Below are 17,795 nucleotides of genomic sequence, written 5' to 3' on the forward strand. Positions count from 1 at the left end.
GCGGCCGCCGGGGCCCCGCGGCGGGGAGGCCCCGGGTGCGGCCGGCACGGTCGCCACGGCGGAGCACCGAGCGCCGGGCCGTCCCGGCGGCCGCCCGGACAACAGGAAGCCCGCCGGCTCCCCCGAGGGGGAACCGGCGGGCTGACCAGCCTGTGAGGCTACGGCCGCTGGATCAGCGGGCGTAGTACTCGACGACGAGCTGCTCGTCGCAGATGACCGGGATTTCCTTGCGGTTCGGGTCGCGGTCCAGGCGGAAGGCCAGGGCCTTCAGGTTGACCTGCAGGTAGCGCGGGGTCTCGCCCTCGCCTGCGTAGCCACCCTCACGGGCAACCTGGAACGGAACCTTCTCGCGGCTGCGCTCGCGCACGGTGATGACGTCGTCCGGACGGACACGGAACGACGGCTTGTCGACCTTGGCGCCGTTGACCTCGATGTGGCCGTGAACGACCATCTGGCGCGACTGGTAGATCGTGCGGGCGATGCCCGAACGCAGCACCAGGGCGTCGAGACGACGCTCGAGCTCGACGACCAGCGCCTCGCCCGTCTTGCCCTCGGCCTTCTTGGCGCGGTCGTACGCGCGGGCCATCTGGCGCTCGGAGATGTCGTACTGCGCGCGCAGACGCTGCTTCTCCAGCAGACGGACCTTGTAGTCCGAGTTCTGCTTGCGGCCACGGCCGTGCTCGCCCGGCGGGTAGGGGCGGGCCTCGAAGTACTTGACGGCCTTCGGCGTCAGGGCGATGCCGAGGGCACGCGACTTCTTGACCTTGGGTCGCTTCTGGTTCACGGGGAACCTACCTCCATGTAAGTTAGGTGAGGCTTACCTTATCGAGGAGGACGTAATGTCTCGACCACATGGGATCCCCCTGCCCAGTGCGCAGCGCAGTTCGGATTCAGACGAAACAGAATCCGCTTGCGCCGACGATAAGCAAGGTCAGCCGCGTCCCAGGGAAGGCGTTCGGCAGCTCACCGGAGCCGAACGCGTACGAACCCTCGTAGAGTCCAACGCCTCAGTATCCCTCACCCTGCCGGGTGCTCGTGACACGCACGAGCGCGACGAGCTCGGGAAAGGGGCGCCGGTCGCACGGACCGTCACCCCGGACGGGGACGTGATTCTCCTTGTTTCCGGGGAATCCGCGGCTGCCAGGACTGCCGCTCACGCCCAGGACGACGACCTCACCGCCGTGATCGAGATCACGGATGTGGCGCCGGTGTCCGTGCCCCATCGTATACGCGGCCGCGCCTGGCTCGCCGGGTGGCTGACGCCGGTCCGCGGGGACGAGCGGGCTGCCTGCGCCGCGCTGCTCGCCGAACGGCAGCCGGTGGGCGAGCTGCCGGGCATGTCCGGCTTCCCGGACCCGCCCGGGGGCGCCGGCCCCACCCGCCCCGCCCGGGTGATGCTCCGCCTGGAGGTCGGCGAGATCTCGGTGGACGACCTCTGGGGTGCCGAGCGCGTGGACCCGCAGGAGCTCGCCGCCGCCCGGCCCGACCCGATGACCGCCCACGAGGCCGAGCTGCTCCAGCACCTGCACGCCGCGCACGCCGACCGGGTGGCCGACCTCCGCGGGCTGCTGGGCCCCCGGGCGACGGCCGGCCTGAAGGCCGTCCCGCTGGCCCTGGACCGCCTCGGCCTGCGGGTGCGCTTCACGGACGTGAGCGACGGGGCCGCCCGCTCCTCCTTCGACGCCCGCTTCGACTTCCCGGAGCCGGTGGCGGACGTCTGCGACCTGCGCCGGGCAGTGCACCACCTCTTCGCGGCCGCCGCTCGCTGAGGGCCGGCCGCGAGCGGCTGCCGGCAGCCGCCGGCCGGCAGGGCCGCGGCGACGGCGGCGATGAGCGGAGCCGGGCGTCCCATGACCGGAGCCCGGGCCGCTGCGCCTCGGCGCGGGAGCCGACACGGCTCCGCCGGCGGTCAGGATCCGCCGCGCAGCCGCTCCCGTACCTTCTCCACCACGTCCGCGTAGCGCGCTTCCGCCCCGTACCGGGTCGGCTCGTAGTACCGCTTGCCGTGGATCTCGTCCGGCGCGTACTGCTGCGCGGCGATCGCGCCCGGCACGTCGTGCGGATAGACGTAGMCCACCGCGTGCCCCAGCTTCGCCGCGCCCTTGTAGTGCCCGTCCCGCAGGTGGGCCGGCACGGTCCCGGCGAGGCCGGCCCGTACGTCGGCCAGCGCGGCGCCGATCGCGGTCGTCGCGGTGTTCGACTTCGGGGCCAGGGCCAGGGCGATGGTGGCGTGGGAGAGGGTCAGCGCGGCCTCGGGGAAGCCGATCATCGCCACCGCCTGGGCGGCGGCCACCGCCAGCGGCAGGGCCGTCGGGTCCGCGAGGCCGATGTCCTCGCTCGCCGAGATCATCAAGCGCCGCGCGATGAACCGGGGGTCCTCCCCCGCCTCGATCATCCGGGCCAGGTAGTGCAGGGCGGCGTCCACGTCCGAGCCCCGGATCGACTTGATCAGCGCGCTCGCCACGTCGTAGTGCTGGTCGCCGTCCCGGTCGTACGTGACGGCCGCCCGGTCGACGGTCTCCTCCAGTGTCCGGAGGCTGATCTCCTCTTCGCCCTTGGCGATGGCCGCGCCGGCTCCGGCCTCCAGCGCGGTCAGCGCCCGGCGCGCGTCGCCCCCGGCGATCCGCAGCAGGTGCGCCTCGGCGTCGGCGGGCAGGGTGACCGCACCGCCGAGGCCCCGCTCCTCGGTGAGCGCGCGCCGCATCAGGGCCGTGAGGTCCTCGTCCGTCAGCGGTTCCAGCGTGAGCAGCAGGGACCGCGACAGCAGCGGCGAGATGATCGAGAAGTACGGGTTCTCGGTGGTCGCCGCGATCAGGGTGACCCAGCGGTTCTCCACCGCCGGGAGCAGCGAGTCCTGCTGCGCCTTGCTGAAGCGGTGGATCTCGTCCAGGAAGAGGACCGTCTCCCTGCCGTACCCGCCGGCGGCCCGCTTGGCGCCCTCGATGACGGCGCGGACCTCCTTGACGCCCGCCGTGATCGCCGAGAGCTCGACGAACCGCTTCTGCGTCGCCTGGCTGACCACGTAGGCGAGGGTGGTCTTGCCGATGCCCGGGGGTCCCCAGAGGATCACCGAGGAGGCCCCGGCCGGTCCCCCGGCGCCCTCCCCCACCAGCCGCCGCAGCGGTGAGCCCGGCTTCAGCAGGTGCTGCTGGCCGACCACCTCGTCCAGGTTGCGCGGGCGCATCCGGACGGCGAGCGGCGAGGCCGAGGGGTCCTTCTCCTGGCGGTCCTCGGCGGCTGCGGTGAAGAGGTCTGGTTCCACACGGGAAGCCTATGCGAGGCCACCGACAGGACGGTCCGGCGGCTCAGGAGGTCCAGAAGTCCCACCAGCGGGTCAGGATCAGCATCCCGATGATCCCGACGTGCAGGACCGGCAGCACCCAGGTGAACTCGTCGAAGAAGCTCCGCAGCCAGGCGGGGGCGGGCAGCAGGCCCTCGCGCACGTTGTGCGAGGTCACGTACCAGAACATGACGATGGTGGCGACCCAGGCCAGGCAGCACCACAGGCACAGGGAGTTGATGTTGTACAGCGACTGGTACATCAGCCAGGCGCAGAACCCGACGCCGAAGAGGGTGCCGGCGTTCAGGGTGAGCCAGTACCAGCCGCGGAACCGGGCCCCGGCCAGGATGCTCATGCCGACGCAGATCACGATCCCGTAGGCGACCAGCCCCAGCATGGGGTTCGGGAAGCCGAAGGCCGACGCCTGGTCGCTCTTCATGATGTTGCCGCAGGAGACGATGGGGTTCAGGCTGCAGCCCGGCGTGAAGTTCGGGTCCTCCAGCAGCTTGAACTTGTCGATGGTGATCACCCACGCCGCGAGCAGCCCCGCGGCCCCGGTGATCACCAGCAGCAGGGCGAGCGCCCGGCTCCCGCCGTAGTTCCGCGGAGCGGTATCCGCCCCGGCCGCCGTAGTCGTCGTCATACCCGCCCGCTCCACATCTGCAAGGTCAACAAGCACCGGCCATTGTGCCGCAAGGATCCCGGTGTCCACCGTTCGATGGACATAAGGACGTACGCACGGGGGGTCCGGTGGGGCACATTCCGCCACACCATTCGAGACATGACACAGAACGCGGTGCGGGTGCGGGGGCTTCGCAAGCGGTACGGCGCGGTCACCGCGGTGGACGGACTCGATCTGACGATCCGGCAGGGCGAGGTCTTCGGACTCCTCGGGCCCAACGGCGCCGGCAAGAGCACGACGGTGGAGATCCTGCAGGGCCACCGCCGACGGGACGGCGGTGAGGTCAGCGTGCTCGGCGCGGACCCGGCCACCGCCGGGCGGGCCTGGCGCTCGCGCGTCGGGATCGTCTGGCAGGACGAGTCGGCACCGGCCGAGCTGACGGTACGGGAGACGGTCGAGCACTTCGCCCGCTATTATCCGGCGCCGCGCGACCCGGCCGAGGTCATCTCCCTGGTCGGCCTGGAGCAGAAGCGCGACCAGCGCGTGAAGGGCCTCTCGGGCGGCCAGCGGCGGCGGCTCGACGTGGCGCTCGGTGTGATCGGCGGCCCCGAGCTGCTGCTCCTCGACGAGCCGACCACCGGCTTCGACCCGGCGGCCCGCCGCCGGTTCTGGGACCTGATCCGGCTGCTCGCCGCCGAGGGCACCACCATCGTGCTCACCACGCACTACCTGGAGGAGGCCGAGGCCCTCGCCGACCGCCTCGCGGTCATCGCGAGCGGCAAGGTCGTCGCCGAGGGCGAACCGGCCGGACTGCGGGCCCGGTTCGGCACCGGCGCCACCGTCGAGTGGACCGAGGCCGACGGCACCCCGCGCAGCACGGCCACCGAGACCCCCACCCGTACGGTCGCCGAGCTGATGACCCGCTTCGAGGGCGAGATCCCGGGGCTGAAGATCGGCCGGCCCACCCTGGAGGACGTGTACCTGCGCCTCACGGGACAGCTCGTACCCCCGACCGCGCGGACGCCGGAGGACGCACGATGACCACGACCACCACGACCGGCACGGCCGGCGGGACCGCGGCGGCGGCGCGGGCGCTGCCGGGCGCCTGGGCCCTGGGGCTGGGCCGCGGGGCCCTGGAGATCAAGCAGTTCGTCCGCCAGCGCGACGCGATGATCTTCACCTTCGCCTTCCCCATCGTCTTCCTCGCGCTCTTCGCCTCGATCTTCAGCGACAGCGTGGAGAACACCGGGGTCACCGCCTCCCAGCTCTACGCGGCCGGCATGGTCGCCGCGGGCATCATGTCCACCAGCTTCCAGTCGCTCGGCATCTCGATCGCCGTCGAACGTGACGAGAAGGTGCTGCGCCGGCTGCGCGGGACCCCGATGCCCCCGGCCGCGTACTTCCTCGGCAAGGTCTGGATGGTGCTGGCCACCGGACTCGCCGAGACCGCGGTCCTGCTGCTCGTCGGCTCCACCCTGTTCGACCTGGACCTGCCGGCCTCGGCCGTCAAGTGGCTCACCTTCGGCTGGATCTTCGCCCTGGGCCTGACCGGCTGCGCCCTGCTCGGCATCGCCATCAGCAGCCTGCCCAAGTCCGGCAAGAGCGCCAGCTCGGTCGTGGTCCTGCCGTTCCTGATCCTGCAGTTCATCTCCGGCGTGTTCATCCCGGTCAACGCGATCCCCGACTGGCTGCTGGACATCGGTGCGCTGTTCCCGCTGAAGTGGATGTGCCAGGGTCTGCGCGGGGTGTTCCTGCCGGAGTCCGCGGCCGTCCTGGAGCAGGCGGGCGGCTGGGAGTACGGAAAGGTCGCCCTGGTCCTGGGGGCCTGGGTCGTCGGAGGTCTGGTCCTGTGTCTGCTGACCTTCAGGTGGAAGAACGGGCGCGACGGCTGAACGGCTTCACCGGGACGGCCGGAGCGCGCGAGACCCACGTGTGGGACCGCGCGTTCGGGCCGTGGGACCTCTACTTCGGCGTCGTGTGGGCCGCGACCGCCGCCTTCGTGCTGGGCGCGGACTTCCCCTCGCTGTCGTACCGGCTCCCCGCCGCCGGCCTGCTCGCGCTGCTGATCCCCTGGTACGCGTGGGCCGGGCGGCCGCTCCTGCTGAAGGATCCGGGCGCCGCCCCGGCGCCGGCGCTGCGCTACCTGGGCGTGATGCTGGCCCTGTTCCTGCCCGCGGCCTGCCTGGTCGGCGAGACCCGGCTGATCACCTTCGCGCTCGCCCCGCACTGCTTCATGCTGCTGCCGCTGCGCCGGGCGATCGGCGCGATGGCGGTGGTGTCGCTGCTCCCGGTGGCCGGGTGGGCGCTGCTGTGGCGTCCGGCGGGCCACATCGTCTTCGTGAACGCGGTCGGCTCCTTCGTCACCTTCGCCTTCTCCGCCTTCTTCGGCGCCTGGATCATCCGGATCATCGAGCAGAGCCAGGACCGGGCCTCGCTGATCACCGAACTCGACGCCAGCCGGGAGGAGGTGGCCCGGCTGTCCGCCGCGCAGGGCGCCCACGCCGAAAGGGAACGCATGTCCCGCGAGATCCACGACACCCTGGCCCAGGGCTTCACGAGTCTGCTGATGCTGGTCCAGGCCGTGCAGTCGGAGCTGGAGACCGACCCGGAGCAGGCCCACCGGCACCTGGAGCTGATGGCCGCCACCGCCCGGCAGAACCTGGCCGAGGCCCGGGCACTGGTCTCGGGCGGCGCCCCCGCCGACCTGGACGCGGGCTCCTTGCCGGACGCGGTACGCCGCCTCGCGGCCCGGCAGGACCCGCCCGCGGCCGTGTCGGTGACCGGGGCGGTCCGGCCGCTGGCCGCGGCGCTGGAGGTGGTGGCCCTGCGGTCCTGCCAGGAATCCCTGGCGAACGCCGCGAAGCACGCCGGTCCCGGGGCACGCTGCGCGGTGTCCCTGACCTACGGCGACACCGCGCTGACGGTCACGGTCGAGGACACCGGGCGGGGCTTCGACCCGGCGGCCCCCGCCCCGGGCCACGGACTGCCGGGCCTGCGCGCCCGTGCGGCGGAGGTCGGCGGCGCGGCCGCGATCGACAGCGCGGTCCACTCCGGGACCACCGTCACCGTGACCCTTCCGATCCGCTGAGGAGCCGTACGAGATGATCCGCATCCTGCTGGCCGACGACCACCCGGTGGTACGGGAGGGCCTGCGCGGCATGCTCAGCGCGGAACCGGACCTGGAGGTCGTCGCCGAGGCCTCGAACGGCCCCCAGGCGGAGGCACTGGCCGCACGGCTGCTCCCGGACCTGGACCTGATCCTGATGGACCTGCGGATGCCGGGCGGCGACGGCGTCGAGTCCATCGCACGGATCAGCGCGGCCGGGCTGCCGGTGCGGGTGGTGGTCCTGACGACGTACGAGGACGACCGGGACATCCTGCGGGCCGTGGAGGCGGGGGCCGCCGGCTACCTGCTGAAGGACATGGAGCGGGCGGAACTGGCCGGGGCCGTCCGGGCGGCGGTCCGCGGCGAAACGGTCCTGGCCCCCTCGGTGGCGGGGCGCCTGCTGGACCGCCTGCGCACCCGCCCGGAGCGGCCGCGCCTCTCCGACCGGGAGGTGGCCGTCCTGCGCCTGGTCGCGGAGGGGGCGACGAACGCCGAGATCGGGCGCCGCCTGTTCGTGGCGGAGTCCACGGTCAAGACGCACCTGCTGCGCGTCTTCGGCAAGCTGGAGGTCACGGACCGCACGGCGGCCGTCACCACGGCCATGCGCCACGGCCTGCTGTAGGGGCGACCGGCGAGGGGCGGGGCGGGAGGGCCACGGCTCCCCCACCCCGCCCCACCGGGCGGCACCCGTCAGGCGAGCTTCGCCCGCAGCGTCCCGACCACGTCGGCGAGCGCGACCGGAGCCTGCTCCCCGGACTCCATGTCCTTCATCTGGACCACGCCCTCTTCGAGGTCGCGGTCCCCGGCGACCAGCGCGAACCGCGCACCGCTGCGGTTGGCGTCCTTCATCGCGCCCTTGAGGCCCTTGCCCCCGTAGCTGATGTCCGCCGCCACACCCGCCCGCCGCAGCTCGGTCACCAGACCGAACAGCACCGGCTTCGCCGCGCCCAGGGCCACCGCGAAGACGGAGGTGGCGGCAGGGATGTCCAGCTCGACGCCCTCGGCCTCCAGGGCCAGGACGGTGCGGTCCACGCCGAGCGCCCAGCCGACCGACGGCAGCGCCGGGCCGCCGATCATCTCGGACAGGCCGTCGTAACGGCCGCCGCCGCCGACCGCGGACTGCGAGCCCAGGCCGTCGTGGACGAACTCGAAGGTGGTGCGGGTGTAGTAGTCGAGGCCGCGCACGAGCTTCTCGTCGTCCTCGAAGGCGACCCCGGCGGCCGTGATCAGCGCCCGGACCTCCTCGTGGTACGCCTTGCACGCGTCGCACAGGTAGTCGCGCAGCACCGGAGCGCCGACCAGCTGCTTCTGTACGTCGGCCCGCTTGTCGTCGAGGACGCGCAGCGGGTTGAGCTCGGCCCGGCGGACGGTCTCGGCGTCGAGGTCGAGGCCGCCCAGGAAGGTCTGGAGCGCCTCCCGGTACACCGGGCGGCACTCCTTGTCGCCGAGGGAGTTCAGCAGGATCCGGAAGTCGCGCAGGCCCAGCGAGCGGTACGCCTGGTCCGCCAGGATGATCAGCTCGGCGTCCAGCGCCGGGTCCTCGGCACCGATCGCCTCGGCGCCGACCTGCGAGAAGTGGCGGTAGCGGCCCTTCTGCGGCTTCTCGTACCGGTAGTACGAGCCCGAGTACCAGAGCTTGACCGGCAGGTTGCCCTTCTTGTGCAGGCTCGCCTCCAGCGCCGCGCGCAGCACCGAGGCCGTGCCCTCGGGACGCAGGGCCAGCTGGTCCCCGCCCTTGGTCTCGAAGGCGTACATCTCCTTGGAGACGATGTCGGTGGACTCGCCGACACCGCGGGCGAAGAGGCCGACGTCCTCGAAGCCGGGCGTCTCGATGTAGCCGTAGCCGGAGTTCCGCAGCGGGGCCGCGATGGCCTCGCGCACCGCCAGGTACTTCACGGAAACGGGCGGGATCAGGTCGTACGTGCCCTTGGGGGCCTGGAAAGTAGCCACGAAACTCTTGTCACATTCCTCGTCGTGGGGCGGCGGTGCCGTCCCCCAGGCCGGCGGCGACTTCCCGCAGGTACGGGTTGGTCGCGCGCTCGCGGCCGATGGTGGTCTGGGAACCGTGGCCGGACAGCACCACCGTCGAGTCGTCCAGCGGCAGGCACACGCGGGCCAGCGACTGGAGCATCTCGGCGTGGGAGCCGCCGGGCAGGTCGGTGCGTCCGATGGAGCCGGCGAACAGCAGGTCGCCCGAGAAGAAGACCGACGGGACGTCGGCCGCCTGGGGCATCCGGAAGGTCACCGACCCCTTGGTATGACCGGGCGCGTGCGCCACCGAGAACTCCATCCCGGCCAGCTTCAGGGTGCTGCCGTCGCTCAGCTCGCGGACGTCGTCCGGCTCGCCGACGGTCAGCTCCCCCATGAGCGGCATCCCGATGGAACGGCCGAGGGCCTTCTCCGGGTCGCTCATCATGTAGCGGTCCTCGGGGTGGATCCAGGCCGGTACGTCGTGTGCTCCGCACACCGGGACCACGGAGGCCACGTGGTCGATGTGGCCGTGGGTGAGGACGACCGCGACGGGCTTGAGCCGGTGCTTCCTCAGCGTCTCCTCGACACCCTGGGTGGCCTGGTGGCCCGGGTCGATGATGACGCACTCCTCACCGGCGGCGGGGGCGACCAGGTAGCAGTTGGTCCCCCAGGCCCCGGCGGGGAATCCGGCAATCAGCACGTTCGTCCCTCATTCGTCGTCCGGTGGGAGGCAGTGGTTCGGAATCTGCTGCTCAGAGCCTACCGGCGCCCCTCATTACACAGCGAACCCATATACGGTACGGCCTAACCGAGCCCGGACAGCGGTACCAGAGACGCACAAGGAGACGACCCGGTGGTCACGAGCGATCAGCGTCGGCGACAGCTCGCCAGGGAGAAGTACGAGCGCCAGCAGAAGCGCCGGGCGGAAGCCCGCCGCAAGTCCCGGCAGCGCTGGGCGGTGATCGGCGCGGCCGCGGCCGTGGTGGTCGCCACGCTGGTCGGACTGGTCGTGGGGGGTGTCTTCGACAGCAAGGACAAGAAGGACGCGGCGGCCGAGCCCTCGGCGTCCCCGTCGGCGCCCACGCCGAAGAAGTCGCCGTCCCCGGCGATGGCGATCGACGACAAGGCCAAGTACACCTTCGACCTGCAGACCAGCGCGGGCGCGATCAAGTTCGAGATGGACGCGGCGAAGACCCCGCAGACCGTCAACTCGTTCAAGTCGCTCGCCGACAAGGGCTTCTTCGACAAGACCAAGTGCCACCGTCTGACCACCGGCGGAATCTACGTCCTGCAGTGCGGCGACCCGGAGGGCACCGGCATGGGCGGCCCCGGCTACACCATCCCGGACGAGAACCTGGACTCCCTGGGCAAGCCGAACGAGCAGGGCCAGGTGATCTACCCGGCCGGCACGGTGGCGATGGCCAACACCGGGCAGCCGGGCAGCGGCGGCAGCCAGTTCTTCCTCGTGTACAAGGACAGTCCGCTGGCCCCGAGCTACACCCCCTTCGGCAAGATCGACGCGGCCGGGCTGAAGGTCCTGGAGGACGTGGCCAAGGCCGGGACGGCCGACGGCGGCCAGGACGGCGCCCCGAAGACCGCCGTGGTGATCCAGAAGGGCTCCGTCACCAAGAACTGACGGGGCGGCGCGGCCCGGTCCGGCCGGCCCGTCGCCCGCACGGCGATATTGCGTCGTGCGGGATGCGGACAGCCGGCCCGGCGGTCGCCTATGTTGGCGTTGTGCAGGGCGGGCGCTGCCCGCCCCAGGAAACTGTGGACGATGCCCGGGGGGCGAACCCCCTCGCGGGCATCAGGTGGAGGAGGCGCTGTGAGCAGCGACCCGTGGGGCCGAGTCGACGAGACCGGCACCGTGTACGTGCGTACTTCCGAGGGCGAGCAGGTCGTCGGCTCGTGGCAGGCGGGCACCCCTGAGGAGGCCCTGGCCTACTTCGAGCGCAAGTACGAGGGCCTGGTGGTCGAGATCGGCCTCCTCGAACGGCGGGTGCGGACCACCGATCTGTCCGCCAAGGACGCCCAGACGGCCATCGAGCACCTGCGGACCCAGGTGGACGAGCACCACGCCGTGGGGGACCTCGCGGCGCTGCGCGTCCGGCTCGACAAGCTGGTGGCGACGGTGGACTCGCGGCGCGAGGAGCGCAAGGTCCAGAAGGCCAAGCAGGCGGACGAGGCCCGTACGGCCAAGGACAAGCTGGTGGCCGAGGCCGAGGAGCTGGCGCAGAGCGACCAGTGGCGCAGCGCCGGTGAGCGGCTGCGGGCCCTGGTGGACATCTGGAAGGGCCTCCCCCGGCTGGACCGCAAGTCGGACGACGAGCTGTGGCACCGCTTCTCGCACGCCCGCTCCGCGTTCTCCAAGCGCCGCAAGGCGCACTTCGCCGCGCTGGACGCGCAGCGCGAGGACGCCCGCAAGGCCAAGGAGAAGCTGGTCGCGGAGGCCGAGTCGCTGTCGAAGTCGACCGACTGGGGTCCGACCGCCGCCCGCTACCGCGAGCTGATGGACAGCTGGAAGGCGGCGGGCCGGGCGCAGCGCGAGGCCGAGGACGACCTGTGGAACCGTTTCCGCGGTGCGCAGGACGTGTTCTTCGCGGCGCGCGGCGAGGTCTTCGCCGAGCGGGACGCCGAGCAGACCGAGAACCTGAAGCTGAAGGAGGAGCTGGCCGTCGAGGCGGAGAAGCTCGTCCCGGTGACGGACCTGAAGGCGGCGCGTGCCGCGTTCCGTTCCCTCAACGAGCGCTGGGAGGCCATCGGCCACGTGCCGCGGGACGCCCGTCCCAAGGTCGAGGGCCGCATGCACGCCGTGGAGCGGGCCATCCAGGAGGCCGAGGAGGGCGAGTGGCGCCGTACGAACCCGGAGGCGCGGGCCCGTGCGGCCGGTCTGACGGGGCAGCTCCAGGCGGCGGTGGACAAGCTGCGTGAGCAGATCGACGCCGCGCGCGCGGCGGGCAACAACGCGAAGGCCGACAAGCTGGCGCGGGAACTGGAGGGCCGGCAGGCCCTGCTGGACCAGGCGCTGAAGGGCCTGGAAGAGTTCGGCGGCTGACGGCCCCGGACCGCTTCGGACGGGCACCACCGGTTCCTCCGGTGGTGCCCGTCCGCCGTGTGCGCGTCCGATTCGTTACGTGGTTTCAACACAGGGTGCGCGCTGGGAGCACCTGACACCTGTGTACCGTTGTACGGTGCCGCCTCGGCGGCCTTCTGCCGGGCGACGACCAGGATTGAATGTGACGCATACCCAGATACGCGCTGATGTCCCAGACTCACTACTCGTTGCCGAGCCGCTCACCAGCAAGAAGGACTCCGGGCTCCGAGGCGTCGGACGGCGCGTACTCTCCAACCTGCAGCGTGCGCGGAAGGCGCTGCTGATCCACATCGCACTGCGTGCCACCGGTCTCGCCGTCATGGCGGTCTGGGCGGAGCGCAAGGGTGTGCAGCCGCTGGAGATCCTGGGCGGGCGCTGGGACGCGATCTACTACCTGCACATCGCCGAGAACGGGCTGACGACCCCGCTGGCGACGCCGTCCCCCTGTGCGTTCGCGGGGCCGAGCTGCCAGATGGCGTTCTTCCCCGTCTACCCGATGATGATCCGCTGGACCTCGTACGTCACGGGTCTGCCCATGAACTGGGTGGCGATGGGCCTGGCGCTCTTCGCCTCGGTGATCGCGGCGTGGGGCATCTTCGCCGTCACGGACAAGATCTACGGCCGTCGGGTCGCGCTGTTCACCTGTGCCCTGTTCGCGATCGTGCCGGCCGCGCTGGTGCAGTCGATGGCGTACACCGAGCCGCTGTTCCTCGCCCTGTCGGTGTGGGCGATGTACGCGGTGATGACCAAGTCCTGGCTGACGGCGGGCGTGCTGGCCTTCTTCGCCGGCGCGACCCGGCCCTCCGGTTCGGCCATCGTCGCGGCCGTGGTGCTGGCGGGCGTGTGGGAGTACGTCCAGTGGCGCCGGGGGCGTCGTGCGCAGCGGCCTCCGGTGGGCCGGATCGTCGCGGCCTCGCTGATCGCCCCGCTGGGGTGGTTCGGGTACGTGGGCTACGTCGGCTGGCACTTCGGGCGCTGGGACGGCTACTTCGAGCTCCAGCGGCGCTGGGGTTCGGTCTACGACGGCGGTTTCGACACGCTCAACGAGCTGAAGAAGACCTTCACCGAGGTGCACACCACCCTCAACCACGTGGTGGTCAGCCTGACCGTGGTGGTGGCCGTGGTGCTGTTCGTGCTGATGACCCGTCGGCGCCGGCCCCCGATGGTCGTGTGGATCTTCGCGGCGATGATCATGCTGATGGCGCTGGGCGGGGCGGGCTTCTACTTCTCGAAGATGCGCTTCATCATGCCCGCCTTCCCCCTGCTGTTCCCCTTCGCGCTGGCCCTGGCCAGGGCCCGCCGGAGCACGGTGATGTGGATCATCGGTTCCGCGACCGTGGTGTCGGCGCTCTTCGGGGGCAACCTCAACTTCGTCTGGTGGGGCTGCCCCTGATCCGGCCCCGCTGCCGGCCGCGCACGTGACGGTGGGCGGCCCCCCCCGGGGGTGGCGGCGGTAGACGTCGTAGACGCCCTCCACGCCCCGTACGGCCTTCAGGACGTGGCCCAGGTGCTTCGGGTCGCCCATTTCGAAGGTGAACCGGGAGGTGGCCACCCGGTCCCGGGAGGTCTGCACGGCCGCCGAGAGGATGTTCACGTGCTGGTCCGACAGGACCCGGGTGACGTCCGACAGCAGCCGGGACCGGTCCAGCGCCTCCACCTGGATGGCGACGAGGAAGACGGAGGACTGGGTGGGCGCCCACTCGACCTCCAGCATCCGCTCGGGCTGCTGGGAGAGGGAGTCCACGTTCACGCAGTCGGCGCGGTGAACCGATACGCCACTGCCGCGCGTCACGAAGCCGATGATCGGGTCGCCCGGCACCGGGGTGCAGCAGCGTGCGAGCTTGACCCAGACGTCGTCGACGCCCTTGACCACCACGCCCGGGTCGGCGCTGCCGCGGCGCTTGGCCCGGCCGCGCGCCGGCGGGATGCTCTCCTCGATGTCCTCGTTGGCGGCCTCCTCGCCGCCGAGGGCCTGCACCAGCTTCTGGACGACGCCCTGCGCGGCCACGTGGCCCTCGCCGATCGCCGCGTAGAGCGAGGAGATGTCGGGGTAGCGCATCTCGTGCGCGAGGGTGACGAGGGAGTCGCCGGTCAGGATCCGCTGGATCGGCAGGTTCTGCTTGCGCATGGCCCGCGCGATGGCGTCCTTGCCGTGCTCGATGGCCTCGTCGCGGCGCTCCTTGGAGAACCAGGCGCGGATCTTGTTGCGGGCACGGGGGGACTTGACGAAGCCGAGCCAGTCGCGGGACGGGCCCGCGCCCTCGGCCTTGGAGGTGAAGACCTCGACCAGGTCGCCGTTGTCGAGGGTCGATTCGAGCGGCACCAGCCGCCCGTTGACCCGCGCCCCTATGGTGCGGTGGCCGACCTCGGTGTGGACCGCGTAGGCGAAGTCCACCGAAGTGGCGCCCGCGGGCAGCGCGATGACGTCGCCCTTGGGGGTGAAGACGAAGACCTCGTTGCGGGAGAGGTCGAAGCGCAGCGAGTCCAGGAACTCGCCCGGGTCCTCCGTCTCCTTCTGCCAGTCGAGCAACTGCCGCAGCCAGGCCATGTCGTTGACGGTGTCCTGGCCCGCGCTGCCCTTGGCGGCCTGCGGGACGTCGGTGCGGACCTTGGAGGCGCCGGCGACGGTCTGCTGCTTGTACTTCCAGTGCGCGGCGATGCCGTACTCGGCGCGGCGGTGCATGTCGAAGGTGCGGATCTGGAGTTCGACGGGCTTGCCGCTGGGTCCGATGACCGTCGTGTGCAGCGACTGGTACATGTTGAACTTGGGCATCGCGATGTAGTCCTTGAACCGGCCGGGGACCGGGTTCCAGCGCGCGTGCACCGTGCCGAGGGCCGCGTAGCAGTCCCGGACGGTGTCCACGAGGACGCGGATGCCCACCAGGTCGTAGATCTCCGCGAAGTCACGGCCGCGGACGATCATCTTCTGGTAGACGCTGTAGTAGTGCTTGGGGCGGCCGGTGACCGTGGCCTTGATCCGGGCGGCTCGGAGGTCGACCATCACCTCGTCGGTGACGACGGCCAGGTACTCGTCGCGCTTGGGGGCGCGCTCGGCCACCAGGCGCACGATCTCGTCGTACATCTTGGGGTAGAGGATCGCGAAGGCGAGGTCCTCCAGCTCCCACTTGATGGTGTTCATGCCCAGCCGGTGCGCCAGCGGGGCGTAGATCTCCAGCGTCTCGCGGGCCTTCTTCTCCTGCTTCTCCCGCTTGAGGTAGCGCATGGTGCGCATGTTGTGCAGGCGGTCGGCGAGCTTGATGACCAGGACCCGGGGGTCCTTGGCCATGGCGACGACCATCTTGCGCACGGTCTCGGCCTGCGCCGCCTCGCCGAACTTGACCCGGTCGAGCTTGGTGACCCCGTCGACGAGCAGGGCCACGGCGTCGCCGAAGTCGCGGCGGAGCTGTTCGAGGCCGTACTCGGTGTCCTCGACGGTGTCGTGCAGCAGACCCGCCATCAGGGTGGCGGGGTCCATCCCGAGCTCGGCGAGGATGGTGGTCACCGCGAGCGGGTGGGTGATGTACGGGTCGCCGCTCTTGCGCTTCTGGCCGCGGTGCCACCGCTCGGCCACCTGGTAGGCCTGCTCGATCTGGCGCAGCGTCGCCGTCTCGATCTTCGGGTCGTTGCTGCGGACTATGCGGAGCAGGGGTTCCAGTACCGGGTTGTACGGGTTCGAACGCTGCACGCCCAGGCGAGCCAGCCGGGCGCGCACCCGGTTGGACGACCCGGCCGGCTTGGCCGGGGCGGGCTTGACCGGCGGGGCCGGCGGGGGCGTGGCCGCGGCCGCCGCGGCCGGGTCGGCCTGCGGGTCGGGCTGCGCGGCGGAGAGTGGCTGGACCTCGTCTGGCAAGAGCGCTCCTCACGGGGGTCCCCCCGGACGGAGTCTGGGGGAGGATCCGGGGCCCCGGTCAGGTCCGGATAAACCATGGTAGCGAGGGTTCCGCCGGCCCGTTCTCCGTGGTCGTCCCGCGAGACGCGCCCCCGAGGCGTTTTCCAGCCGGGCGGCGGGGCGGAGGTCCGTGGTCCCCCGCCGGGGCGCCGCACGCGAAAGCGGCGGGTGTCCGGGACCCGGACACCCGCCGCTCGGCCGTACGAGGGGACTCAGACGAGGATCAGCGCGTCCAGCGGCGCCCCGTCGAGCGCGGGAACGAGCTTGGCGCGCCCCGGCAGGAACGACAGCTCCATCAGGACGGCCACTCCGGCGACCTCGGCCCCGGCCCGCCGGATCAGGTCCAGCGAGGCCTCGGCGGTGCCGCCGGTGGCCAGGACGTCGTCGATGACCATGACCCTGTCACCGGCCGACAGGTCCTCCGCGTGGACCTCGATCTCCGCGCTGCCGTACTCCAGCTCGTAGGACTGCGCGAGCGTGGCGCCCGGCAGCTTCCCGGCCTTGCGTACGGGGATGAACCCGATGCCCGCCCGGACGGCGACCGGAGCGGCGAGGATGAAGCCCCGCGCCTCCAGCCCGACGATCTTCGTCGCGCCGTACCGGCCGGCCAGCTCCACCAGCGCGTCCGTCAGCGCCGCGAAGGCGTGCGGGTCGGCGAGCAGCGGGGTGATGTCCTTGAACACCACGCCCGGCTTCGGATAGTCCTGGACGTCCTTGATCCGGCTGAGCAGCAGCTCGCGGACCTCGGGGGAACAGGCGGCGGCGGTCACCGGCGACGCCTCCCCTGACCACCCTGGGAGACGACCTGCGGGGCGTCCTCGGAACCGGGGGCCTCGTCGCCCTCGGGGCTCTCGCCCTTCGCCACGGCGGCCGCCCGCTTGGCGAGCACCCGCTTCCTCAGCGCCTTCATCGCCGGCTCGCGCTCCTTCAGGTCCACGACCAGCGGGGTCGCGATGAAGATCGAGGAGTACGCGCCGGCCGCGAGGCCGACGAACAGCGACAGGGAGATGTCGTTGAGCATGCCGGCGCCCAGGAAGCCGCCGCCGATGAACAGCAGGGCGCCGACCGGGAGCAGCGCCACGACGGTGGTGTTGATCGAGCGGACCAGCGTGCCGTTGATGCTGCGGTTGGCGATCTCGCTGAAGGTGTAGCGGGTCTGCTTCGTGATGTCCTTCGAGCCCTCCTTGAGACCGTCGAAGACGACGACGGTGTCGTAGAGGGAGTAACCCAGGATCGTGAGCAGACCGATCACGGTGCCCGGGGTGACCTCGAAGCCGACCAGCGCGTAGACGCCGACGGTGATGGTGAGGTCGTGGATCAGCGCGATCAGCGCCGCGACCGCCATCCGCCACTCGAAGGCGATGGCGAGGTAGATCACCACGAGGACCATGAAGATCGCCAGGCCGGTCCAGGCCTTGTTGGCGATCTGCTCGCCCCAGCTCGGGCCGACCAGGTCGGCGTTGATCTGGTTCTCGGTGACCTTGAGGTCGGTGGCGAGCTGCTTCTTCACGGAGGCGGCGGAATCGGTGTCCAGACCGGAGATCTGGATGCGCAGACCGCCGGTGCCGAGCTGCTGGACGGTCGCGTCGTGGCCGGAGGCCTTCTGCGCGTCCGCCGTCGCCCTGGCGACCGAGACGGCCGTCTTCGGGGTGGTGAAGACGGCACCGCCCTTGAACTCGATGCCCATGTTGAGGCCCTGAACGGCCAGGGCCACGATCGCCGTGATGGTGATCAGGATGGAAACGCCGTACCAGACGAAGCGCTTGCCGACGAAGTCGTAGCCGACCTCACCGCGGTACAGCTTGGCGCCGAGATCTCCCAGCTTCGACATCT

14 protein-coding genes and 1 pseudogene are annotated in these 17,795 nt (G+C 71.4%); 7 read left to right on the top strand and 8 right to left on the bottom strand.

What is annotated here, in order from left to right:
- Positions 1-172: 172 nt before the first annotated feature.
- Positions 173-784 (bottom strand): 30S ribosomal protein S4, encoded by a 612-nt coding sequence (rpsD, locus tag AB4039_RS32575; RefSeq protein ID WP_266837932.1) that lies wholly within the window; start codon positions 782-784, stop codon positions 173-175.
- A gap of 55 nt (positions 785-839) precedes the next feature.
- Here rpsD and AB4039_RS32580 point away from each other — a divergent pair, with 55 nt between their 5' ends.
- Positions 840-1,769 carry a DUF2470 domain-containing protein gene (locus tag AB4039_RS32580; RefSeq protein WP_266837934.1) on the top strand — a complete coding sequence of 310 codons (930 nt, stop codon included), beginning with the start codon at positions 840-842 and terminating at the stop codon, positions 1,767-1,769.
- A 140-nt stretch (positions 1,770-1,909) separates the two neighbouring features.
- Here AB4039_RS32580 and AB4039_RS32585 read toward each other — a convergent pair whose 3' ends face one another.
- Together AB4039_RS32585 and AB4039_RS32590 are read right to left on the bottom strand one after the other, a co-directional pair.
- On the bottom strand, positions 1,910-3,262 hold the full coding sequence (locus tag AB4039_RS32585; protein WP_442272477.1) for a replication-associated recombination protein A: 1,353 nt from the start codon (positions 3,260-3,262) through the stop codon (positions 1,910-1,912).
- 43 nt (positions 3,263-3,305) lie between these two features.
- Entirely contained in the window at positions 3,306-3,923 is a 618-nt protein-coding gene (locus AB4039_RS32590; protein WP_266837939.1) for a vitamin K epoxide reductase family protein, read from the bottom strand.
- Between the two features lie 138 nt (positions 3,924-4,061).
- Between AB4039_RS32590 and AB4039_RS32595 the strand changes: the two genes are divergently transcribed.
- From AB4039_RS32595 to AB4039_RS32610, 4 genes are read left to right on the top strand one after another with little or no spacing between them, the layout of a single operon-like run.
- Positions 4,062-4,943 carry an ABC transporter ATP-binding protein gene (locus AB4039_RS32595; RefSeq protein ID WP_266837941.1) on the top strand — a complete coding sequence of 294 codons (882 nt, stop codon included), beginning with the start codon at positions 4,062-4,064 and terminating at the stop codon, positions 4,941-4,943.
- On the top strand, positions 4,940-5,794 hold the full coding sequence (locus AB4039_RS32600) for an ABC transporter permease (RefSeq protein ID WP_266837943.1): 855 nt from the start codon (positions 4,940-4,942) through the stop codon (positions 5,792-5,794). The genes AB4039_RS32595 and AB4039_RS32600 overlap by 4 nt, the downstream gene beginning before the upstream one ends.
- Positions 5,752-6,990, top strand: coding sequence for a sensor histidine kinase (locus tag AB4039_RS32605; RefSeq protein ID WP_442272478.1), 1,239 nt, complete (start codon positions 5,752-5,754; stop codon positions 6,988-6,990). Before AB4039_RS32600 ends, AB4039_RS32605 begins: the two co-directional genes overlap by 43 nt.
- 13 nt (positions 6,991-7,003) lie before the next feature.
- The gene (locus AB4039_RS32610; protein ID WP_266837947.1) at positions 7,004-7,630 is read left to right on the top strand and encodes a response regulator transcription factor; all 627 of its coding nucleotides are present in this window, start codon (positions 7,004-7,006) and stop codon (positions 7,628-7,630) included.
- A gap of 68 nt (positions 7,631-7,698) precedes the next feature.
- Here the strand turns inward: AB4039_RS32610 and hisS are convergent, their stop codons facing one another.
- On the bottom strand, positions 7,699-8,958 hold the full coding sequence (gene hisS, locus AB4039_RS32615; RefSeq protein ID WP_266837949.1) for a histidine--tRNA ligase: 1,260 nt from the start codon (positions 8,956-8,958) through the stop codon (positions 7,699-7,701).
- 10 nt (positions 8,959-8,968) lie between these two features.
- The gene (locus tag AB4039_RS32620) at positions 8,969-9,679 is read right to left on the bottom strand and encodes an MBL fold metallo-hydrolase (RefSeq protein WP_442272479.1); all 711 of its coding nucleotides are present in this window, start codon (positions 9,677-9,679) and stop codon (positions 8,969-8,971) included.
- A gap of 153 nt (positions 9,680-9,832) precedes the next feature.
- On the opposite strand from AB4039_RS32620, the gene AB4039_RS32625 reads away from it, so the two are divergent.
- Together AB4039_RS32625 and AB4039_RS32630 are read left to right on the top strand one after the other, a co-directional pair.
- The gene (locus tag AB4039_RS32625; protein WP_266837953.1) at positions 9,833-10,615 is read left to right on the top strand and encodes a peptidylprolyl isomerase; all 783 of its coding nucleotides are present in this window, start codon (positions 9,833-9,835) and stop codon (positions 10,613-10,615) included.
- A gap of 189 nt (positions 10,616-10,804) precedes the next feature.
- Positions 10,805-12,034, top strand: a complete 1,230-nt coding sequence (locus tag AB4039_RS32630; RefSeq protein WP_266837955.1) for a DUF349 domain-containing protein — start codon at positions 10,805-10,807, stop codon at positions 12,032-12,034.
- 1,489 nt (positions 12,035-13,523) lie between these two features.
- Here the strand turns inward: AB4039_RS32630 and AB4039_RS32635 are convergent.
- The 3 genes and pseudogenes from AB4039_RS32635 to secF all read right to left on the bottom strand — a co-directional run.
- Positions 13,524-15,923 (bottom strand): annotated as a pseudogene (locus tag AB4039_RS32635) (RelA/SpoT family protein); the annotation flags it as partial.
- Positions 15,924-16,174: 251 nt separating this feature from the next.
- Positions 16,175-16,732, bottom strand: a complete 558-nt coding sequence (locus tag AB4039_RS32640) for an adenine phosphoribosyltransferase (RefSeq protein ID WP_266837961.1) — start codon at positions 16,730-16,732, stop codon at positions 16,175-16,177.
- Positions 16,729-17,793 carry a protein translocase subunit SecF gene (gene secF / locus AB4039_RS32645; RefSeq protein WP_266837963.1) on the bottom strand — a complete coding sequence of 355 codons (1,065 nt, stop codon included), beginning with the start codon at positions 17,791-17,793 and terminating at the stop codon, positions 16,729-16,731. Before secF ends, AB4039_RS32640 begins: the two co-directional genes overlap by 4 nt.
- Positions 17,794-17,795 lie beyond the last annotated feature (2 nt).

The sequence above is a fragment of the Streptomyces sp. M-16 genome (assembly GCF_052114405.1).
GTDB lineage: Bacteria > Actinomycetota > Actinomycetes > Streptomycetales > Streptomycetaceae > Streptomyces.

Bases quoted from the DNA above. Each gene is read 5' to 3' on its own strand.
- AB4039_RS32595 (WP_266837941.1), top strand. From the start codon at position 4,062: ATGACACAGAACGCGGTGCGGGTGCGGGGGCTTCGCAAGCGGTACGGC.
- AB4039_RS32600 (WP_266837943.1), top strand. From the start codon at position 4,940: ATGACCACGACCACCACGACCGGCACGGCCGGCGGGACCGCGGCGGCG.
- AB4039_RS32590 (WP_266837939.1), bottom strand. From the start codon at position 3,923: ATGACGACGACTACGGCGGCCGGGGCGGATACCGCTCCGCGGAACTAC.
- secF (WP_266837963.1), bottom strand. From the start codon at position 17,793: ATGTCGAAGCTGGGAGATCTCGGCGCCAAGCTGTACCGCGGTGAGGTC.
- AB4039_RS32580 (WP_266837934.1), top strand. From the start codon at position 840: ATGTCTCGACCACATGGGATCCCCCTGCCCAGTGCGCAGCGCAGTTCG.
- AB4039_RS32610 (WP_266837947.1), top strand. From the start codon at position 7,004: ATGATCCGCATCCTGCTGGCCGACGACCACCCGGTGGTACGGGAGGGC.